This is a genomic window from Psychrobacter sp. Marseille-P5312, from assembly GCF_900291405.1.
Lineage (GTDB): Bacteria > Pseudomonadota > Gammaproteobacteria > Pseudomonadales > Moraxellaceae > Psychrobacter > Psychrobacter celer.
Genome location: NZ_OLML01000001.1, coordinates 1615991 through 1634618, shown reverse-complemented (window position 1 = coordinate 1634618; position 18628 = coordinate 1615991). Strand labels below are relative to the sequence as shown.

At 47.5% G+C, this 18628-nt stretch carries 17 protein-coding genes; 7 read left to right on the top strand and 10 right to left on the bottom strand.

What is annotated here, in order from left to right; all coding sequences use genetic code 11:
- Positions 1–80: 80 nt before the first annotated feature.
- The 4 genes from bioD to coaD form a co-directional block, all read right to left on the bottom strand.
- Positions 81–806: a dethiobiotin synthase gene (bioD, locus tag C6W44_RS07070; RefSeq protein WP_105244805.1), complete on the bottom strand. Its 726-nt coding sequence runs from the start codon at positions 804–806 to the stop codon at positions 81–83.
- Positions 803–2116 (bottom strand): adenosylmethionine--8-amino-7-oxononanoate transaminase, encoded by a 1314-nt coding sequence (gene bioA / locus C6W44_RS07065; RefSeq protein WP_105244804.1) that lies wholly within the window; start codon positions 2114–2116, stop codon positions 803–805. The genes bioD and bioA overlap by 4 nt, the downstream gene beginning before the upstream one ends.
- Positions 2117–2227: 111 nt before the next feature.
- Positions 2228–2476, bottom strand: coding sequence for a YfhL family 4Fe-4S dicluster ferredoxin (locus C6W44_RS07060; protein ID WP_105244803.1), 249 nt, complete (start codon positions 2474–2476; stop codon positions 2228–2230).
- 97 nt (positions 2477–2573) lie between these two features.
- Complete coding sequence (gene coaD, locus C6W44_RS07055) at positions 2574–3092, bottom strand: pantetheine-phosphate adenylyltransferase (RefSeq protein WP_075102063.1); 519 nt, start codon at positions 3090–3092, stop codon at positions 2574–2576.
- 223 nt (positions 3093–3315) lie between these two features.
- Between coaD and smpB the strand changes: the two genes are divergently transcribed.
- Positions 3316–3792, top strand: coding sequence for an SsrA-binding protein SmpB (smpB, locus tag C6W44_RS07050; protein ID WP_075101997.1), 477 nt, complete (start codon positions 3316–3318; stop codon positions 3790–3792).
- Positions 3793–4062: 270 nt separating this feature from the next.
- Here the strand turns inward: smpB and rarD are convergent, their stop codons facing one another.
- On the bottom strand, positions 4063–5070 hold the full coding sequence (gene rarD / locus C6W44_RS07045) for an EamA family transporter RarD (RefSeq protein ID WP_105244802.1): 1008 nt from the start codon (positions 5068–5070) through the stop codon (positions 4063–4065).
- 278 nt (positions 5071–5348) lie between these two features.
- On the opposite strand from rarD, the gene C6W44_RS07040 reads away from it, so the two are divergent.
- On the top strand, positions 5349–5816 hold the full coding sequence (locus C6W44_RS07040; protein ID WP_075107635.1) for an Lrp/AsnC family transcriptional regulator: 468 nt from the start codon (positions 5349–5351) through the stop codon (positions 5814–5816).
- Between the two features lie 97 nt (positions 5817–5913).
- Here the strand turns inward: C6W44_RS07040 and C6W44_RS07035 are convergent, their stop codons facing one another.
- The gene (locus C6W44_RS07035; RefSeq protein WP_105244801.1) at positions 5914–6666 is read right to left on the bottom strand and encodes an IS5 family transposase; all 753 of its coding nucleotides are present in this window, start codon (positions 6664–6666) and stop codon (positions 5914–5916) included.
- Between the two features lie 329 nt (positions 6667–6995).
- On the opposite strand from C6W44_RS07035, the gene C6W44_RS07030 reads away from it, so the two are divergent.
- The gene (locus C6W44_RS07030) at positions 6996–7571 is read left to right on the top strand and encodes a hypothetical protein (RefSeq protein ID WP_226941332.1); all 576 of its coding nucleotides are present in this window, start codon (positions 6996–6998) and stop codon (positions 7569–7571) included.
- A gap of 92 nt (positions 7572–7663) precedes the next feature.
- On the opposite strand, the gene C6W44_RS07025 is transcribed toward C6W44_RS07030, so the two are convergent.
- The gene (locus tag C6W44_RS07025; protein ID WP_105244799.1) at positions 7664–8296 is read right to left on the bottom strand and encodes a hypothetical protein; all 633 of its coding nucleotides are present in this window, start codon (positions 8294–8296) and stop codon (positions 7664–7666) included.
- Positions 8297–8306: 10 nt separating this feature from the next.
- Entirely contained in the window at positions 8307–9617 is a 1311-nt protein-coding gene (locus C6W44_RS07020; protein WP_413772338.1) for an ammonium transporter, read from the bottom strand.
- 519 nt (positions 9618–10136) lie between these two features.
- Here C6W44_RS07020 and C6W44_RS07015 point away from each other — a divergent pair.
- From C6W44_RS07015 to C6W44_RS07000, 4 genes are all read left to right on the top strand, one after another.
- Positions 10137–12614: a YgiQ family radical SAM protein gene (locus C6W44_RS07015; protein WP_105246527.1), complete on the top strand. Its 2478-nt coding sequence runs from the start codon at positions 10137–10139 to the stop codon at positions 12612–12614.
- A 262-nt stretch (positions 12615–12876) separates the two neighbouring features.
- Positions 12877–13635 carry an IS5 family transposase gene (locus C6W44_RS07010; RefSeq protein ID WP_105244798.1) on the top strand — a complete coding sequence of 253 codons (759 nt, stop codon included), beginning with the start codon at positions 12877–12879 and terminating at the stop codon, positions 13633–13635.
- 220 nt (positions 13636–13855) lie between these two features.
- Positions 13856–14275, top strand: coding sequence for a hypothetical protein (locus C6W44_RS07005; protein WP_105244797.1), 420 nt, complete (start codon positions 13856–13858; stop codon positions 14273–14275).
- 295 nt (positions 14276–14570) lie between these two features.
- Positions 14571–15116 carry a hypothetical protein gene (locus C6W44_RS07000; RefSeq protein WP_105244796.1) on the top strand — a complete coding sequence of 182 codons (546 nt, stop codon included), beginning with the start codon at positions 14571–14573 and terminating at the stop codon, positions 15114–15116.
- Positions 15117–15382: 266 nt separating this feature from the next.
- Here C6W44_RS07000 and ligA read toward each other — a convergent pair whose 3' ends face one another.
- Complete coding sequence (ligA, locus tag C6W44_RS06995; RefSeq protein ID WP_105244795.1) at positions 15383–17461, bottom strand: NAD-dependent DNA ligase LigA; 2079 nt, start codon at positions 17459–17461, stop codon at positions 15383–15385.
- A gap of 158 nt (positions 17462–17619) precedes the next feature.
- Entirely contained in the window at positions 17620–18624 is a 1005-nt protein-coding gene (locus C6W44_RS06990) for a cell division protein ZipA C-terminal FtsZ-binding domain-containing protein (RefSeq protein ID WP_105244794.1), read from the bottom strand.
- Positions 18625–18628 lie beyond the last annotated feature (4 nt).

Sequence of the window (18628 nt, the reverse complement as noted above, 5' to 3'; positions counted from 1 at the left end):
CAGTATAGCAAACCCAAGGCTCATCTGGGAATATCTTTTGTGACTAATTTTGCCTCGTCAAATAATCGCTTGTAGCCGCCTCAGACAAAACCATTTGGTAAATAAAAATCTGGCAGAGTGTGGCATTGCTTATCTTGCTTTATATAGGGCAGAGTCAGCCAGTACGTGTCCGGATGGTACTGCTGCAGATGGTGCTGTAAAAACGCCATGGTACTCGTCGCAATCTCAGGATCTGTCTGAGCCGCATTATCATGAATGGGATTATAAATCACGCTATGCAGCGTTAAACCGCGTGCTTTGATGGCCTCAAGGCTAAGTAAAGTATGGTTGATACTGCCAAGGCGACCCGAGGTCACCAAAACCACTGGATAGCCTTGGGTGGCAATATAATCTAGCGTCAATAATTGCTCGGTTATGGGTACGAGCAAACCGCCTGCCCCTTCTAGCAACACCACATCGTAGTTTACTTGCAATTGCCGCGTCGCCTGAGTGATGACATCAGGGTCTAACACATCATCGGCCAGTCTGACCGCCAGATGCGGCGACGCTGGTTTTTTATAACGATAAGGGCATGTGGTGTGAGCAAGGTCACACGGCTGTAGCGGTACATCCATCAACTGGCGATGAGTAACAATATCATCAGCAATATTCATCTCACCACTGGCCAAATCAACCCCAACGCCCGTTTGTACCAGCTTTTGGGTGATGATATTTATACCCTGCTGCATTAAGGCCTTAGCCAGTATACCGGTGGCGTAAGTTTTGCCAATGTCGGTGTCGATACCGGAGATAAATAGCACACTCATATAGTAGCTCTATTGGTGACACAGATCTGATTTACATAAAAGATAACGACGGTCAGTAGTGACTGACATAGCGTCACCAGCTCATCATCCGTCATGACAAAGGGCGGCATGATATAGACCAATTTACCAAAGGGTCTGACCCAAATGCCATTGTTGATCAGTAAGGATTGAAAAACAGGCATATCAACCGCTTCATCCAATTCAATGACAGCGACCGCGCCCAAACAACGTACCTCTTTGACACCATCCAATGTCGCTGCTGGCGAAAGCTGCGACTCCATAACAGCTTGCATATCTGCCGTACGCCTCTCGATATCATAAGACAAAATCAAATCAATCGACGCACAAGCGACCGCGCAAGCCAGCGGATTACCCATAAAGGTGGGCCCATGCATCAGTGCAGGATAGTCGCTGTGATGAATGGTATCGGCAATATGGCGGGTGCATAAGGTGGCCGCAAAGGTCATATAGCCGCCCGTTAGCGCCTTACCCACAGTCATAATATCGGGGCTGACATCGGCGTGCTCACACGCAAAAAGCTTACCACTACGGCCAAAGCCTGTGGCGATCTCATCGGTAATCAACAGCACATCATGCGCATTACATAACTGCCGCAGTAATTGCAAATACTCCGGATTATAAAAGCGCATGCCGCCGGCGCCCTGAATGACAGGCTCGATAATGAATCCAGCAAGCTGAGCACTATGTTTAGCAAAAAACTGGGTTAATTCATCGCGCACGTCTTGCGTTAATTTATGTTCAAATCCCAATGGCGGGGCTGGGACAAAATGCTGCACCGGCAGCTGCTTACCGTATAAGCTATGCATGCCATTGATAGGATCGCAGACGCTCATCGCATGCCAGGTATCGCCATAATAGCCTGAATGTGTCGAGGCAAACTGGCACTTTTGCGGACGCTGAGCAGCAATCTGATACTGTAGCGCCATCTTTAATGCCACTTCCACCGCGATACTACCACTATCCGCATAAAAAACAGCATCGAGGCCTGCTGGTACGATGGAGAGCAGTTTTTCACCCAAGTCTATCGCCGGCTGATGGGTCAAGCCCCCAAACATCACATGCGCCATTTTGCCGAGCTGATGAGTCATTGCCGCATTGAGCACCGGATGGTTATAGCCATGCACGCTTGCCCACCATGACGACATGCCATCTATGAGGCGCGTGCCATCTTGAGTGACGATATAGATACCTTCGGCATGGTCAATGACGATATTTGGATAAGTGGGCGGCAAGCTGGCATAGGGATGCCACAAGTGCTGGTGGTCGAAATCGCTGGTAGGCATACTCATCGTCCGCTCGCAAACGAAAAGTATGTATGTTGAAAAAAGTGTATGGGCAATTGAATATCCGTATTCATCATATTGTTCCTAGGCTTTGTTGGGCAGCAGCATCTCAGCGCATTATTGACCAGTGATACGCTTGTATTTGGCCAATAAATCGCTTTCGCTCTCGATATGATCGGGGTCTTTTGGAATACAGTCGACAGGACATATGACCACGCATTGCGGCTCATCGAAGTGACCGACACACTCTGTACACAGGTCAGGGTCGATCACATATATATCATCGCCCTCAGAGATGGCTTCGTTTGGGCAAGCAGGCTCGCAGACATCACAGTTGATGCATTCGTCAGTGATTAACAATGCCATAAACTGCTCCTTATGTATGACTAATAACAAGCGCGGCAGATTACTCTGGCGAGTTTGGTGAAGGATAAAATAACTGTCAGCAGATAAACGGTGACGGCTAGTTAAGCGTGAGCTTTTTGGCAAAAGCTTGCGAGACACAAGGTGGCACAAATTTATTGACATCGCCGCCAAGCTTGGCAATCTCACGAATCATCGTCGATGAGATGAACGAGTAGTTTTGCGATGGCGTCAAAAACACCGCCTCAAAATTTTCATCGAGCTCGCGGTTCATATTGGCCAGCTGAAACTCATACTCAAAATCCGACATCGCACGCAGGCCACGCAAGACGGCAGTGGCACCTTGCAGGCGCATAAAATCCACGAGCAGACCTTCAAAACCCACCACCGACACTTGCGGCAAATCTGCAAACACCGTCTCGACCAAAGCCACCCGCTCCTCAAAACTAAACAGTGGTTTTTTGTGGTGTCCTGATGCCACGGCAATGACCACCTCATCAAATAATTTGGTCGCGCGCGTCACCAAATCGACATGGCCATTGGTAATGGGGTCAAAGGTGCCAGGGTATAAAATCTTGGTCTGAAGCTTTGAAGCATGGGCGACATTTGCTGAATTCATAGCAGTGCTAATCTGGTCGTTAATGATACTGCACATGCTAGCAAATTTTGCCTACATTTAATACTTATCTGCTACATTTGTCCTAACAGCCGATTTACCTTTTGCCCCTTTGCTTTGCTACAATAAGCGCTTCGACTCATCTCACATAGTAGGCCCGCCGATGGTCTTGGATGAGGAATGGTAAGACAAGGATGCAGCGCACTGACATCCTGATGGAGAATTTATGTCAAAAAAAGCAAAAAAACCAGACAATCAAATCTGCGCCAATAAAAAAGCGCGGCACGAGTATTTTATCGAAGAAACCTTTGAGGCAGGCTTGTCTTTGCAAGGCTGGGAAGTCAAGGCCATTCGTGCAGGTAAAATGTCCATCACCGAGGCTTATATTACCTTTCGTAATGGTGAGGCTTTCTTGTTTGGTGCTCATATCCAGCCTCTGCTCTCTAGCTCGACGCACATTAGCCCCGATAGCATCCGTACCCGTAAACTGCTGCTCAATCGCCGCGAGATCGACAAACTATATGGCGCGGTCAATCAAAAAGGCTATGCTTGTGTGCCGCTGTCTTGCTACTGGAAGCGCTCGATGGTCAAGTGTCAGATCGCCCTTGCCGTCGGTAAAAAGCAACACGATAAACGTAAAACTCTGAAAGACCGCGACTGGGAGCGCGATAAGCAGCGCGGCTTTAAACAACACTTAGATTAAGCGTTATTTAATCTAAATAAAAAAGGACGGCTCAGTAAATATTGAGCCGTCCTTTTTTGTACCTTATCAATGCTTATATAGTCAGTTCAAAACAAAACTGTCATAAGTTCTAAAGCGCTACTGGGATGAATTTTTCACAGCCTCTGTATATACAGCACGCAAGGAAAATTTATACCAGTAACGCTATAACATTTTTAAATTAAATCTACCATACTTATCAACTGTTAACACTCGTGACTGACAATACTCATTAACTACCCTACTAGCTACTTACGCGACCTGCCCTTCGACCGCCAATGGCACACTTTTACGAGCGCGAAGCTGCTTTATCCCATGAGCAATCAAACAAGCAATACCTAACCAGATCAACCCATAGCTATAAATCATTGCTGATTCAAACGGATTACCGAGCACCGTCACCGCCAATATAAATAGCAAAGCAGGTTCTATATAACTCATCATGCCATAGACATTGACTGGAAGCATTTGGCTGGCATCAATATTGGTTTTCATTGCTAGGATGCTCAAAACGCCAAGACCAACTAACATCATGATCAAAAATCCAGACCCTGCTACCATCGCCAAATTGCTAGGTGCAAAAAAGTACAAGTAACCAAGCGTAAATGGGGCAAACAAGGTCAGATCGACCAGCATACCAGTGATGGCGTCAATGCCTTGGAGTCTACGCACGATATAATATATCGGATAAGTACCACACACCCACAATGTCACCCAAGAAACACTCTGCGTACGAATGATTTCACTAAACACCCCTACCGCCGCAAATGCGACCGCCAGCCACTGTAGACGACTGAGCTTTTCGCCGAACAGCAGGCAACCGAACACCACCATCATGAGTGGAAACAAAAAATAGCCCATCGCGGTTTGTACACCTTGCCCATTGACCGGTGCCCACATAAATAGCCACAGCTGACTCAAAAATATCGGTGTAGGTAGCAGCAGCCATGCCCACTGTTTGACCGAGCGCAGTGCACGCAGTTTATCGATGTGCATACCCAGCCGTCCACTTATCGATAAATAGCCAACCAACACCGCCCACATTGACAGCATACGCCAGATAAACACTTGTGTGCCTGACAAAGGCGTCAGAAAGCTGCTATACGCATAGAGTACACCAAACAAGATATTGGATAAGATGGCAAATGACACTCCCAACATCAGCGTGCGCTGCTGCGTGTTACCAGTTGTCCAAACACTAGGTAACAGCCAGCGTGTGAGGCTCGTAGTGACGGTATTGGATAGCATTTGCATAGACATGGGAAGCACCATAGATTGAGATAAGGATAAAAGGTGAAGCTCAGCGTGCGTAAGTTGCGTAACTATTGACTGATAGGTATTATTCTACTGATGTCTTATGATATAAATTATCTATTTATCAAAAATAATGAATTAATTTTTCAATTACTACCCTATAAATCAATTTATTTATCATTTACTAAGTTATTATGATAATAATTTAATAAATGCATAATTCTTATTATATTTTTACTCCAAAACCCATTTCTATAAAAGGGTTACTGTAAAAGGATAAGCACATGAGTCAGCATCTAGATGACACCGATAAAGCCATTTTGAACTTATTGCAAGACGATGCGACATTACCGCTTAAAACTGTCGCAGAACGAGTGCACGTTTCTATTGCGACGGCTCAGCGTCGCATTCAAGCATTGATAGATAGCGGCGTGATTACCAAGCAAGTCGCCATCGTTAATCCTAATAAAGTGGGTTACGGTCTGACCGCAGTGGTGATGATAGAAATGGAGCGCTCCAATACGTCGATGCAACATCGATTTGAGCGTTTGATGGATGCGCAGTCGCAAGTGATGAGCTGTTATGAAGTATCTGGCGATTTTGATTTTATGCTGATGGTCAATGCCAAAAATATGAGTGACTACCACCAGTTCACGCGCAGCTTACTGACTTATGAGAATAATGTACGCAATTTTAAGAGTCAGTTTGTGATGAACTTTACCAAGAGTGGAACCAAGATTACCTTAGACTAAACACATCTACCTGTATTAGTTGGTATCAGCTTTCTTATTAATAATAAGAGTTTAAACTGTATTCAAAACTTGTAAAAAACTAGGGCGTGTTGAACATTCATAATTTCAGCCAGATATAAGCGCAAGCGAGAGCGACCGTATTCTCATAACTCTGCTTGAGCTTATCAAATCTGGTGGCAACTGCCCTATACTGTTTTAGCTTAGCCAAAGCATTTTCTACTAAGTGGCGTACCTTGTACAAGTTCCAGTCCATATGGTCGTTAGAGGACTTTGTATTTCGTTTCCGAGGGATGTTATCACACGTCCCTGCTTGTTCAATATGGGCTCGTAGCGCATCAGAATCATAGCCTTTATCGGCACATAAAACCTCTGTATCGCTCAAATCAACCTTGTCTATTAAGTCAGGAGCGACTTTAACATCGTGGGTTGTACCATCTGACAAGATAAAAGTGAGTGGATTGCCATGAGCATCAACTGCCAAATGAATCTTGGTCGCGCGTCCTGCAACACTTTTACTAATAGCCTGCGCATTCTCATTGCCACCACTGCTGTGCTGATGCGCTTTAATATGAGTACCATCGATAAAGACCCATTCAAGGTCTGCGTCCTTGATCAGTAACGTAAAAAGCGCAATCAGCTTATTACTGCGAGACCAGCGCTGGTAAGCTTTATAGATGGTATTGGGCTTGCCAAAGTACGGTGGTAAGTCACGCCAAGGGCAACCAACGCGCATCCGATACAACACACCTTCAACCGTATTTCTAAGATTTCCTTTGTCATAGATATTCAACTCTAGTAAGATAGGTCTTAGTCTTGTCCAGTGTTCATCTTTGAGCATAGTGCGAGGCATAGCGAACGATATCTTTTTTGTGTGAGAACTTAAAGATTAACCGTTCGCTATTTTTTTTGCCATTAATTTATACCCAATGTTCAACACGCCCTAACATAAGTTGGATAATATTAGCAATTTTTATTCACCGTAGTAGACAAGGAAGCCTGATCATGACCTATCAACCAGACTGCCATCACAAGACCAATAGCAGGTATAACATACTAAAGCATATAAGCCCAAAAGCTTTGGTAACAGGGACTTTGCTGACTTCTGTGCTCGCAATATCAGGCTGCGCGACCAGCTCATTGCTAGAAAGTAATGACCATATCATCACGACCAAGCAGACATTGTCAGAAGACCAAATTATTGCCTTTGGCCGTCCGGCGCAAGCATTACCAAAAACGCCAAATGCAACGATGGTAATCGTTGGTGAAAAAAACAGCTACGTACTCACCCAAGGCGGGATTGAGATGATAAACCTACTCAGCAATCTCACGCAAAAAAACATTCACGTTGACAATGACATGAATTTTTATGTCCCCAATAATGATGGATATTTCCAAGGAGAAATGAGGCTGTCTTACGCCAAATTAAAAGATGAGTTTGGACGCACAGATTATCAGTTCTTTTTACAAAATAATGGCCGGGAATGCACATCAACCAGTGATCAACGTATTGGTGCCCAGCGTTTTTGTTTTAATGTCCCCGTGAAAGGTGCCATATATCCGCAAGTGAGTAATTTAAGCTTGATTCAGTCAAATTATCGCGCTCTAACCAAGCCTTATACGGTAAGCTTTTATACTCAAACGCAGCAAAAAAACACAAACCGTCATGGACCAAATAGCGCGCAAAAACTGGTATTACTTCCCTTTGCACTCGCTTTTGACGTGGTGACTTTCCCGCTTCAATTATTAGATAATTAAAAGCTATCAGACAGCGCACTGACTCACCTGAAACCATAAGGTACGTTACGAGGCGATATCCGTACTTGCTCGTAACGTGCTCACTTGATAGGTTAAAATAATTTTTCGACGACGGCTTTTGGATAACTTTGCTTGGCCGTTTGTGCTGCTTGAAACAGTATCTCATCTGCCTCTACAGGACCAGTAATATCGCACAAGCACACGTAGGCAAGTTGCATCAGATTGTTTAACAGGTGCTCATTGTCCGGTACAGGTGGACGATTACCTTCCAAAAACTGATTGATATTGATGTGATGCCCTTTGAAGGTGCGTTCTTGCGAAACAGTTTGGTGCATACTATGAAAAAAGCTGCGACTGTCTGCTGCCGTTAGCTGACTGCGCAGCGCTTCTATCACGGTATAAAATGCGAGAACGGGCTCAGAGATAGGTACGGGTGCATTGATTGTCTCGTTATGGCCATTGTGACTGTCAGACTCCACTGTCTGCTGACTATCCACTTGCAACGTAGCCCAAAAGCCTTTACGAATTTCAGATTTGTGATCTTGTAGTTCAGGATAGCGCCTTGTCGCATCCAAGATGCATTGCTGCATCATCCTGACAGAGACCGCCGAGTACTGTAGCCATTGGGTCTTGAGCAGTCGTACTTCCTCAGGATGTAAGTATTTTGCCAGTACCTCTGCCATCGCGGATACCGTTTGGTCTACGGATTGAGTATCAGTATTCATCAGCTCTCTCCTATAAGTGACGCTCTGTTAGACTTTTAGCATCGAACATTTGCTTTTGAAACTCAGGGTAACCCAGCTCTGCATGCTCGGTATAGTCAAGGCCACGCTGCTCGTGTAACCGGCTCGCCTTTAACCCAAAGCTCAGATCAATCAGCTTATACATAATAAGACCCAGACCTAGTGCCCATACCAAAGCTACACCGACGCCCAGCGCCTGCACGCCCAGCCGTGATAAATTAAATAAATCCCCTGTATAAAATAGCCCAGCCGCAAGTGTACCCCACACACCACCAAAGCCATGTACGGCCACTGCTGAAACCACGTCGTCTATTTTGAGCTTTAGTAGCGCCTGCGTAGACAATATATAGACCACGGCAGCAACCCCACCGATAATAATAGAAAATAAAGGCGTCGTTGTGGCACAGCCTGCCGTGATAGACACGAGTCCGATCAAACTGGCATTGACACTATCACTGAGCAAGATTGCTTTGTTCATTGTCCGAGCAATCAGCATGTAGCTCACCACCGCACTGACCGCAGCGATAAAAGTATTGACGGCAATCAAGCCAATATTTCCAGTGATAGATAATGTCGATCCAGCATTGAAGCCAAACCAACCAAACCATAAGATAAACCCGCCAAGCGCCAATAGCGTCATGTTGTGACCTGCGATGAGTCTTGGCGTCCCATCGGGTGCAAAGCGGCCCAGTCTCGGTCCGATAACTAAAACACCTGCCAGTGCCAACCAGCCCCCGATAGAATGCACGACGGTCGAACCAGCAAAATCAATAAAACCAAGCTCGGTCAGCCACCCTGTTCCGCCGAAATACCCACCCCACACCCAACTAGCAAACACAGGATAGATAAATAGACAAATCAAACAGGCGGCGACTGCATAGCCGATAAACGAGACACGCTCTGCCATGGCACCACTCGCGATGGTCACCGCTGTCGCCGCAAACATCATCTGAAAGAACATCAGTGCCCAGTCCATATTGGATAGATTGACTGGCATAAAATGATCGGTACCGACAAACCCCGAATAATTAGTACCCATCATCAACCCAAAACCCACCAAATAAAACGCCAGACCACCGATACACATATCGGTATAGTTTTTCATCATCACATTGACGGCGTTCTTTGCGCGTACCGATCCGCTCTCAAGTAGCGCAAAACCTGCCTGCATAAAGAACACCAGAACCCCGCCCCAGATAATCCAAGCGATATTTTGATATTCGAGTAGCTGCGCCACCGTCAATGTGTCAGCCGCAGCCGCTTGTGCACTAGCTATCGTGCCAAACAGTAGCGTCCCCAGCATAAGTATCTTGTGCAGTAATGTTCTTAGTAGCCCTTTTATCGCATCCAGCCCAACAGATGATGTTCTCATTTTATCTCCAAACACTTATCTATCCGTTCAATTTTTATCGGTGCACCATTTTCACTCATGAATGCACACAAATAAGCCCTAACGGGGTTGGAGCAAAAGCTATGCCAAAAGTTATGGATGAAAATCAGAACGGCTAACAAAACATGAGAAAACAAATGATTAGTACTGACCAAACCCATACTTTGATAACTGTACTTTAACAACCATGTTTGCGAAGATAGACGGTTCTGCTTAAACCATTTTTGCCATTATTTTGCTAGGCTAGTCGCTCACTTTGCATAAGCAGTATTTTCTTACGCTATCAATAACTTACCCTTCACTCATTAAAACGGCTTTATGACATCCTGAAGACAATTCATGTTAAAATGAGCGTTTTTTAATGAGCCGTTATTATTATTGATAAATAACGGCTTATTTTTTAGTGTCTCTTTTTATTTAACAGGTCCGCCCATGTCTGCCGATACCATCGCCCGTACCGCCTTTAAACAAGGCATCAAACCGCTTTATGATTATGACAAACACTGGGCGAGCTGCTACGAGCCTGCGCCTTATCTACCGATGAGCCGTGCTGAGATGGACGCGCTGGGCTGGGATGCCTGTGATGTCATTATCATCTCAGGCGACGCTTATGTCGATCACCCAAGCTTTGGTATGGCGATTATCGGTCGCTTGCTTGAGTCACAAGGCTTTCGCGTCGGTATCATCGCCCAGCCTGACTGGAAGAGCAAAGACGCTTTTATGGCGCTTGGCAAGCCAGTCTATGCGTACGGCGTGACCGCGGGCAATATGGACAGCATGATCAACCGCTATACCGCCGATCGCAAGATTCGTAGCGATGATGCGTACTCACCAGGCAACGTGGCAAACAAACGCCCCGACCGCGCCGCGATCGTCTATAGCCAGCGCTGCCGTGAGGCCTATCCCGATGTGCCGATTATCCTCGGCGGTATCGAGGGCAGCCTTCGCCGTATCGCCCACTACGACTATTGGTCAGATAAAGTGCGCCGTAGTATTTTGCTCGACGCTCGCGCTGATGTGTTACTGTACGGCAATGCCGAGCGCGCCATCGTCGATGTGGTACATGGTCTGTCTAAAGGCTATACGTTTGAGCAGATGAGTAAACTGCGAGGCACAGCGTATCTACTCTCGCCGAGTCGTCGCCATTGGCAAGCAGATATGACTGAGGTCGCCAGCAACGATGTCGATACCGTCGGCCGCGTCGATCCAATCATCAACCCGTACGTGATGACCGAGGACGTTGATAGCTGTAAAATCGAACAAGAAAAACCATCGGACTCGCCAGTTGGGCAAGCCACATCAGCGATGACAGGCACGGCTTCACAATACTCGCAGCAGTATCAAGGCTTCATCGCCGAGCCCGTCACCAACAAAGTCTTAAATGCTGATCAAGTCGATACCGACACGCAAGTAGTACAGATACGCGGGTTTGATAAGACGAAAACAAACAAGCCGATGACCGCGCGGAAGCATAAGCTAAAAATGCCGCCACGTGATAAGACAGTGATTCGCCTGCCTGACTATGAGCACGTCAAATCAGACCCTGTGCTCTACGCGCATGCCAACCGTATCCTGCATTTAGAGACCAATCCCGGTAACGCTCGGGCGCTGGTGCAGCGACACAACAGCGGCGGTGGTAACTCACACAGCGCCATCGATGTGTGGCTAAACCCGCCACCGATTCCGCTGTCCACCGAAGAGATGGATTATGTGTTTGATCTGCCCTATGCCCGCTTGCCGCATCCGAGCTATGGTGACGCACGCATTCCAGCTTATGACATGATTAAGTTTTCGGTCAATATCATGCGCGGCTGCTTTGGTGGTTGTACGTTTTGCTCTATCACTGAGCACGAAGGCCGCATCATTCAAAACCGCTCAGAGGACTCCATCCTACGTGAAGTCGAAGCCATCCGTGATACTGCGCCTAACTTCACAGGTGTCATCTCCGATCTTGGTGGCCCTACTGCCAACATGTACCGCCTCAACTGCAAAGACGAGACCATTGAGAAAAACTGCCGCAAGCCGTCTTGTGTCTATCCTGATGTCTGTGAAAACCTCATTACCGATCACAGCAACCTCACCCAGCTATATCGTAAGGCCCGTGATATCAAAGGTGTGAAAAAAATCCTAATCGCCTCAGGCTTGCGTTATGACTTGGCGGTCAAAGATCCTGAATATGTCAAAGAACTGGTCAGCCATCATGTCGGCGGCTATCTAAAAATTGCCCCAGAGCATTCAGAAGAAGGCGTACTGTCCAAAATGATGAAGCCGGGCATGGGCAGCTACGACGAATTTAAAGCCATGTTTGAGCGCTTCAGCGCCGAGGCTGGCAAAGAGCAGTATCTGATTCCTTACTTTATCGCCGCCCACCCTGGCACCAAAGATGAGGACATGATGAACCTTGCGCTGTGGCTAAAGCGTAACGGCTACCGCGCCGACCAAGTGCAGGCGTTTTATCCTAGCCCCATGGCGACCGCGACCACCATGTACCATACCCACAAAGACCCGCTACACAAGGTCAGCCGTGAGGGTGGTGATATGGACATCGTCAAATCAGGCAAGCAGCGCAAATTGCACAAAGCCTTTCTTCGCTACCATGACCCAAAAAACTGGGCACTCCTGCGTAAAGCGCTACAAGACATGGGCCGTAGTGACTTAATTGGTAAAAATCGCGGCTGCCTGATACCGCCATATAACGCCCATCTAGAAGGCCGTGATGCGGCGCAAGACAGCTACCAGTCTGCACGCAAAAAGAACAGCCGCGTCGGCAACGATTCGCTCAAACGCAGCAACCGCGCCTCTGAGCACCCAACGACCAAAAATACTGGGAACAAAAATAGCAAAAAGCGCGTCAGTAAAGGCAACTTTCAGACGCAGCACACTGGCCTGCCGCCGCGCAAGACTAAATAGTCTGGACTATGGCTAGAGTGGACCATCCCAAGCGCTGTTCGAGCAAAACGCCTGTCGACCAATTGTCGGCAGGTGTTTTTTGGTAATTGTAGGGTGTTATATCAAATTAACTATCAAATGTGGCCCTGGCGGCGAGCCAGCTATCACTAACGACTGTCCCGTAGCGTTACATTAGGGGCTGTATAGAATTGAGAAAACATTGAAAAAAATAAGCAACGCCTTACTCTAATGTTTACCACAACAAAGAAACAAGGCGTCACTTATGGCTCGCACCAAGCTCAACGATGAACATTGGCACAAGCTATTTATTATATTGCGACAAATTAACGTATATAACAAGTCCAATCTAAGACGTACCGTTGAAGGCATGTTGTACCGCATACGAGTAGGCTGTCCATGGCGAGACTTACCTTCTTATTTTGGTCATTGGTCTAGCATATATCATCAATACCGTTATTGGCGTAAAACCGGTAAATGGCAAAAGCTCATGAAGATAGTCACAGCAAACTATGATAGTGAATGGTTATTTATAGACGGTAGCGTGGTCAAAGCTCATCAGCATAGTACAGGCGCAGCCAGTCATCTTGATGAAGCCATTGGTAAAAGTGTTGCAGGTAATAGCAGCAAACTGCACTTAGTGGTCGATGCTTGTGGTAACCCTATACATATTGAGCTGACAGGTGGGCAAGTGCATGACGCTAAGATGGCAAAGGCGTTGATATTTAGCACGATTAATAACCAGACTAAAGCGGTGATTGCAGACAGGGGCTACGATAGTAGCGATATTAGAGAGTGTATCTTCACGCACTGTGCTCAGTCAGTCATACCTGTTAAGTCGAACTCTAAAAGCTGTAACGACACACTAGATTGGTATTTGTATCGTTGCCGTCATTTGGTAGAAAACGCTTTTGCTAGATTGAAACATTTTAGGGGCATTGCCACGCGATATGATAAGCTCAAAGATAGCTATGCAGCAGCGGTAATGCTTGCTTGTGTCTTTATCTGGTTGCCCCTGATTTGAATTCTATACACACCCTAGTCAGTGTTTACGTAACTTAATGAACATGTAACAAACAATTTCTAACACTCATCAAAGGCGGCTTTCGTTACCATAGCCCCTATATGCTTATGCCTATGCTTAATACATTGTTAGCTTAATGCTTTGTTAATAATAAATACATGATAATTGTTATAGACGTCTTAAGAACTCTTATAATTTTGCTAAACATTTGGAGAATGCCATGAACACCCTAACCAAAATCGCCACTGCCTTACCTGCCCTTGCATTGCTAAGCGCTTGTGCCACGACCGCACCGACCACGCCAAACGCTGCAAACACGCCAGCATCAGAGAGCGTCACGGATGCCGCTTACGACCGTATGGCACCAGCACCTTATACCTGTACTGATGACAGCCAAATCATGGCAAAACAGTCTATCAATAAAAAACAAGTCATGCTAAACGCCACCATGCCTAAAGTAAAATGGGCAGAGCAGCCAATTATCCTAAACGGCGGCGTACAAGGTGACGTAGCCAGCTATATCAATGACTCAAACCCAGAAGCAGTCTATGCTTGGCATATGAAAGGAGACAAAGGTATCTTTGCCATCAAATGGGCAAACGGTAAAGAATATCAAGTAAACTGCCAGATCGGTAGATAATACTTAAGGTTCAGTCGTTAAGCTTTTGCGTTTAAACGACAGAAAACCAAAAAGCCAAACCAATAAAGCACGTCAAAAACAGTCATCAAAAGATGGCTGTTTTTTTATGCGCGTTAATAGTCTCTATCAGTGCCATGGTTGAATGTTCAACACGCCCTAATCAAACAACGAAAATAGCACAGGTAATATCGAGGTATTAAAACGTATTGAGGACATGCCCTAGAGAAGCCGAGAAAAAGCTGGCAAAATAGCACAACGAGCAACCATAACGACCAATAACAAAGAGGATACATCGATGGGAATGCGCTTAGCGAGTATATTACTAGTGGCTACTGCTGGTTGGCCGCTAGTAGGTTGTGACCAGCCAACTGAGGTGGCTGACCCTGCGACTGAGCAAGCAGCAGTGTCCAGCGATGGCACTGCACAGACCTCAGCGCCTGCCGCCTACATCATCGATTGGTCGTCGGTCGCGAGCGGCGAAAAGCCTGCTGATCGCAGTACCTATGAGTACCCCTTTGCCATCGATAGTCAAAACGTCCTCGATTATGCCGAGTATTTTGATATGGATACTGCTACTGCCCAGCACAACCTCACGGTGAGCATGGCGAGCAACGAAGCACTTTCAAAAGTGCTAGATCAGCTAAGCGAGCGCTATACCTCACATGAGATTATCGATAGTGAAGAGATAAAACTTGTCATTCATACCACGCCTGACGTGGCGGCCAGCCGTTATGATTATGTATTGACGGATGACTTTGCAAAAGGGTTGGTCTTGCCTATCGTTATTCAGCCAGATGGTAAAAAAGGCGAGGTTAAGGCGCATGGGGAAATGGCGGAGTAGAAGCTATAGAGGCTGCTTGAGCAGTAGTGTCATCGTCGAATGTTCAACACGCTTATAGCAACTCATCTTATCTGGTGCGCTGGGCGCGCCCTACTCAAATAGATGCAGAATTTTCGCTCTGCTCTTGCGCGAGGGACGAGCGCCGAGTGAACCACTAAAGAAAGATGTCTCATGACCCGCATATTTGCCCACTATTAAAGCAAGCGATGCTGAGGCCATGCTTTTGTTTTTCACTATTTGCGAACCTAAAATTGCAGTGCAATTTTTTAACGGCTCTCATCCCCAACCATCGCCAAAAACGCTGCCTCATCTACTATCTGTACGCCCAGCTTTTCTGCTTTGGTGAGTTTTGAGCCAGCTTTGTCGCCTGCCAGTAGCGCGGTGGTCTTGGCCGAGATACTGCCGGAGACTTTAGCACCGAGCGCTTGCAGCTTGGCTTTGGCTTCATCACGTGCCATGCTATCAAGCGCGCCGGTGATGACCCACGTCTGCCCATCAAGTGGTAGCCCTTCTGCTGCGACCTGCTCGACTTTGTCCCAATGCACGCCTGCCTCGCGTAGCGCGGTGATGACCTCGATATTGTGCGGCGCTCGGAAAAACTCATAAATCAGCTCGGCGGTGATCGCACCGACATCAGGCGTTTGTAGCAATGTCTCGATATCCGCTGCCATCAAGCCATCAAGCTCGCCAAACTGCAGGGCGAGGTTTTGCGCGGTCGTCTCACCCACGCCGCGAATGCCAAGCGCGTAGATAAAGCGTGCGAGTGTCGTCTGCTTGCTGGCGTCGATAGCACTGATGAGATTTTTTACCGATTTTTCGCCCAGCTTTTCAAAAGTGATCAGCTCGTCGGTATGGTTATGTAGGTCATAGATATCAGCGACGGTTTTGATAAGACCATGCTCAAAAAAACTCATCAGCCAGCGCTCACCCAGCCCATCGATATCCATCGCCCGCCGTGAGACAAAGTGGATAAGCGCCTCAACTTGCTGCGCAGGACAAAACAAACCGCCGCTACAGCGCGCCAAGGCTTCACCCTCTGGCAGCACCACAGGCGAGTCACACACGGGGCAAGCCGATGGTAGCTCGACTGGCTTTGCGTCTGCTGGACGCTGGTCGTGCCAGACACGCGTGACTTTGGGGATAACGTCACCGGCACGATGCACACTGACCATATCGCCTGCGCGCACATCCAAGCGCTGAATTTCGCCAAAGTTATGCAAGGTGACATTGCTGACCGTCACGCCGCCGACTTGCACCGGCTCAAGCTTACCCACAGGTGTGATCTGTCCGGTGCGCCCCACTTGCCATTCGATATCGTTTAAGCGCGTCATCACCGTCTCGGCAGGGAATTTGTAGGCGGTCGCCCAGCGCGGCTCACGCGACAAAAACCCAAGCTGCTGCTGCAATGCCAAACGGTTGACCTTAATCACTGTCCCATCAATTTCAAACGGTAGCGTGTCACGGCTCTTGATCACCGATTCATAGTAGGCTTGTGCTTCGCGTGGATTCTGTACCACCTCGACAGCACTCACGGTAAAGCCAAGCTCGGTGAGCCATGCCAGCGCCCCTGATTGGGTTTCTATACTCTCAGGCAAACCCTGATTGACCGAATACGCATAAAACGCCAACGGACGGCTGGCAGCGATTGCAGGGTCGAGTTGGCGTAGGCTACCGGCGGCAGCATTGCGCGGGTTGGCAAAGGTTTTGTCGCCGTTTTCTTCTGCCAAACGGTTTAAACGTAAAAACCCCGCCTTTGGCATCAGCACCTCGCCGCGCACTTCTAATAGCGGGATGTCTTTTGCTTCACAAAGATACAGCGGCAAGTTCCGAATGGTTTTGGCGTTTTGGGTGATGTCCTCGCCTGTCTGCCCATCACCGCGCGTCACTGCTTGCACAAACTGCCCATACTCGTATTTGAGTGACACCGCTAGGCCATCTAGCTTTAGCTCCATCTCGTACTCAGGATTTTGCTGGGCATCGCTCAGGCGATCATTGACGCGGCGCATAAAGCCGTGCAGCTCGTCATAATCAAAGACGTTGCCGAGCGATAGCATAGGGATGTCATGGGTCACCTGCGTAAATGCCGACAGCGGTATGTCGCCGACTTGGTTGATGGGGCTATCAGACTGCACCAAATCTGGATACTTTTCTTCGATCTCAAGCAATGCGCGGCGCAATTGATCGTATTCGCTATCGTCCAAAATAGGATTATCGAGTACATAATAGGCATAATTGTGTTTTTTGATGGCGGCAATCAGCGTGCGCATCTGTGCCACGATGTCATCAGGTGTGGCGGGCTGTTGGGTTTTTTGTGCCGTGGCAGGCGATAAGTACAGGTCAGTCATAGTCAGCGTCTTGATTACTCTAGATGCTGATATCATAACAAGTTTGGCTAATATTGTGATAAACCGCCCATAAAAAAAGCAAAAAACATCACGCTATCATGATGTTTTTTGCTTTTGGTTTTGCTTTGAATTTCTATTGATTTATTTAGCGTTGGCGCTTAAGCCTCATAGTCACGGACTTGGTTGCGTAGCTGCTGCTTGTATTCGGGCGTGATCGGTTCGTTATTTTCATCAAGTAAGATGGCGTCCAAATCGCTTGCCATCATATAAGCGATGCTCATCATACTATCAAAGCTGTGCAGCGCTTGCGGATGCGGCAATGACAAAAACACCACCACACCGTTATAGACATTGGTCGCGACGCTATGCGGATCAAAAGGGGCGATACCGCTTTCGGTGATGCCCATCATACTAAACCATAGCATGCCTGTGCCGTCTTTTTTTTCATAGCGGTGAAACATGTTCATCGCCCCATAACGCAGGCCATATTTGTCAATCAATGCCAGCAAATCACGGCCACGAATCATCGCCGCTGGGCGATCACGATACTGGGTTGGTAAAATAGTGATGTTGATGTTGTCTTTGGCGTTGATAAGCGGCGCGTTTTGCGCTTCATCGACCGGCTCTGAGAGGTGTTGATCTAGTATGGGGCTGTTGCTATCAAAGCTTGGCTCTTCTGCCGTATCAATCGATGGCATCAAGCTGTCAGTCGCCGATACCAAACTTGAGAACGCATCGAGCTCTTGCTCACTGCCCATCTGCGCCGCTGCGTCGGCAAACTCTGCATCGTCACGGCGCAGCTCAGCTTCTTGCCAGCGCATATAGTCTTCATCATTGCTATCAGGCGTATCGGCCAAGTTTTGCGCCGTGGCTGATGGGGTCTCGGTATTGTGAGGCGCAGTCACAGGCTCTTGCTCAACCACCGTATCTAAATAACTGCGATCAGGGCCGATACTGGTCTCGCCGGCGACAGTGTCTTCTAAATCTGGCTGGTCGACGATGCTGCGCTCGTGACGCGGTATGATCGGGATGCCGTTTTTGTCATAATTGACGACAGGAGCGTCAGCGCTGCTACGACGCTTAAAGCTACGAATGACCATATACAGTCCTGCGAGCACGATAAACGCAGCAATGGCAATCAAGATAAACTGAATAGCGGTCATGAGA

Bases quoted from the DNA above. Each gene is read 5' to 3' on its own strand.
- C6W44_RS07005 (WP_105244797.1), top strand. From the start codon at position 13,856: ATGAACACCCTAACCAAAATCGCCACTGCCTTACCTGCCCTTGCATTG.
- coaD (WP_075102063.1), bottom strand. From the start codon at position 3,092: ATGAATTCAGCAAATGTCGCCCATGCTTCAAAGCTTCAGACCAAGATT.
- C6W44_RS06990 (WP_105244794.1), bottom strand. From the start codon at position 18,624: ATGACCGCTATTCAGTTTATCTTGATTGCCATTGCTGCGTTTATCGTG.
- C6W44_RS07010 (WP_105244798.1), top strand. From the start codon at position 12,877: ATGGCTCGCACCAAGCTCAACGATGAACATTGGCACAAGCTATTTATT.
- bioA (WP_105244804.1), bottom strand. From the start codon at position 2,116: ATGAGTATGCCTACCAGCGATTTCGACCACCAGCACTTGTGGCATCCC.
- smpB (WP_075101997.1), top strand. From the start codon at position 3,316: ATGTCAAAAAAAGCAAAAAAACCAGACAATCAAATCTGCGCCAATAAA.
- bioD (WP_105244805.1), bottom strand. From the start codon at position 806: ATGAGTGTGCTATTTATCTCCGGTATCGACACCGACATTGGCAAAACT.
- C6W44_RS07060 (WP_105244803.1), bottom strand. From the start codon at position 2,476: ATGGCATTGTTAATCACTGACGAATGCATCAACTGTGATGTCTGCGAG.
- C6W44_RS07035 (WP_105244801.1), bottom strand. From the start codon at position 6,666: ATGCCTCGCACTATGCTCAAAGATGAACACTGGACAAGACTAAGACCT.
- rarD (WP_105244802.1), bottom strand. From the start codon at position 5,070: ATGTCTATGCAAATGCTATCCAATACCGTCACTACGAGCCTCACACGC.
- C6W44_RS07000 (WP_105244796.1), top strand. From the start codon at position 14,571: ATGGGAATGCGCTTAGCGAGTATATTACTAGTGGCTACTGCTGGTTGG.
- C6W44_RS07025 (WP_105244799.1), bottom strand. From the start codon at position 8,296: ATGAATACTGATACTCAATCCGTAGACCAAACGGTATCCGCGATGGCA.
- C6W44_RS07040 (WP_075107635.1), top strand. From the start codon at position 5,349: ATGAGTCAGCATCTAGATGACACCGATAAAGCCATTTTGAACTTATTG.
- ligA (WP_105244795.1), bottom strand. From the start codon at position 17,461: ATGACTGACCTGTACTTATCGCCTGCCACGGCACAAAAAACCCAACAG.
- C6W44_RS07015 (WP_105246527.1), top strand. From the start codon at position 10,137: ATGTCTGCCGATACCATCGCCCGTACCGCCTTTAAACAAGGCATCAAA.
- C6W44_RS07020 (WP_413772338.1), bottom strand. From the start codon at position 9,617: ATGCTGGGGACGCTACTGTTTGGCACGATAGCTAGTGCACAAGCGGCT.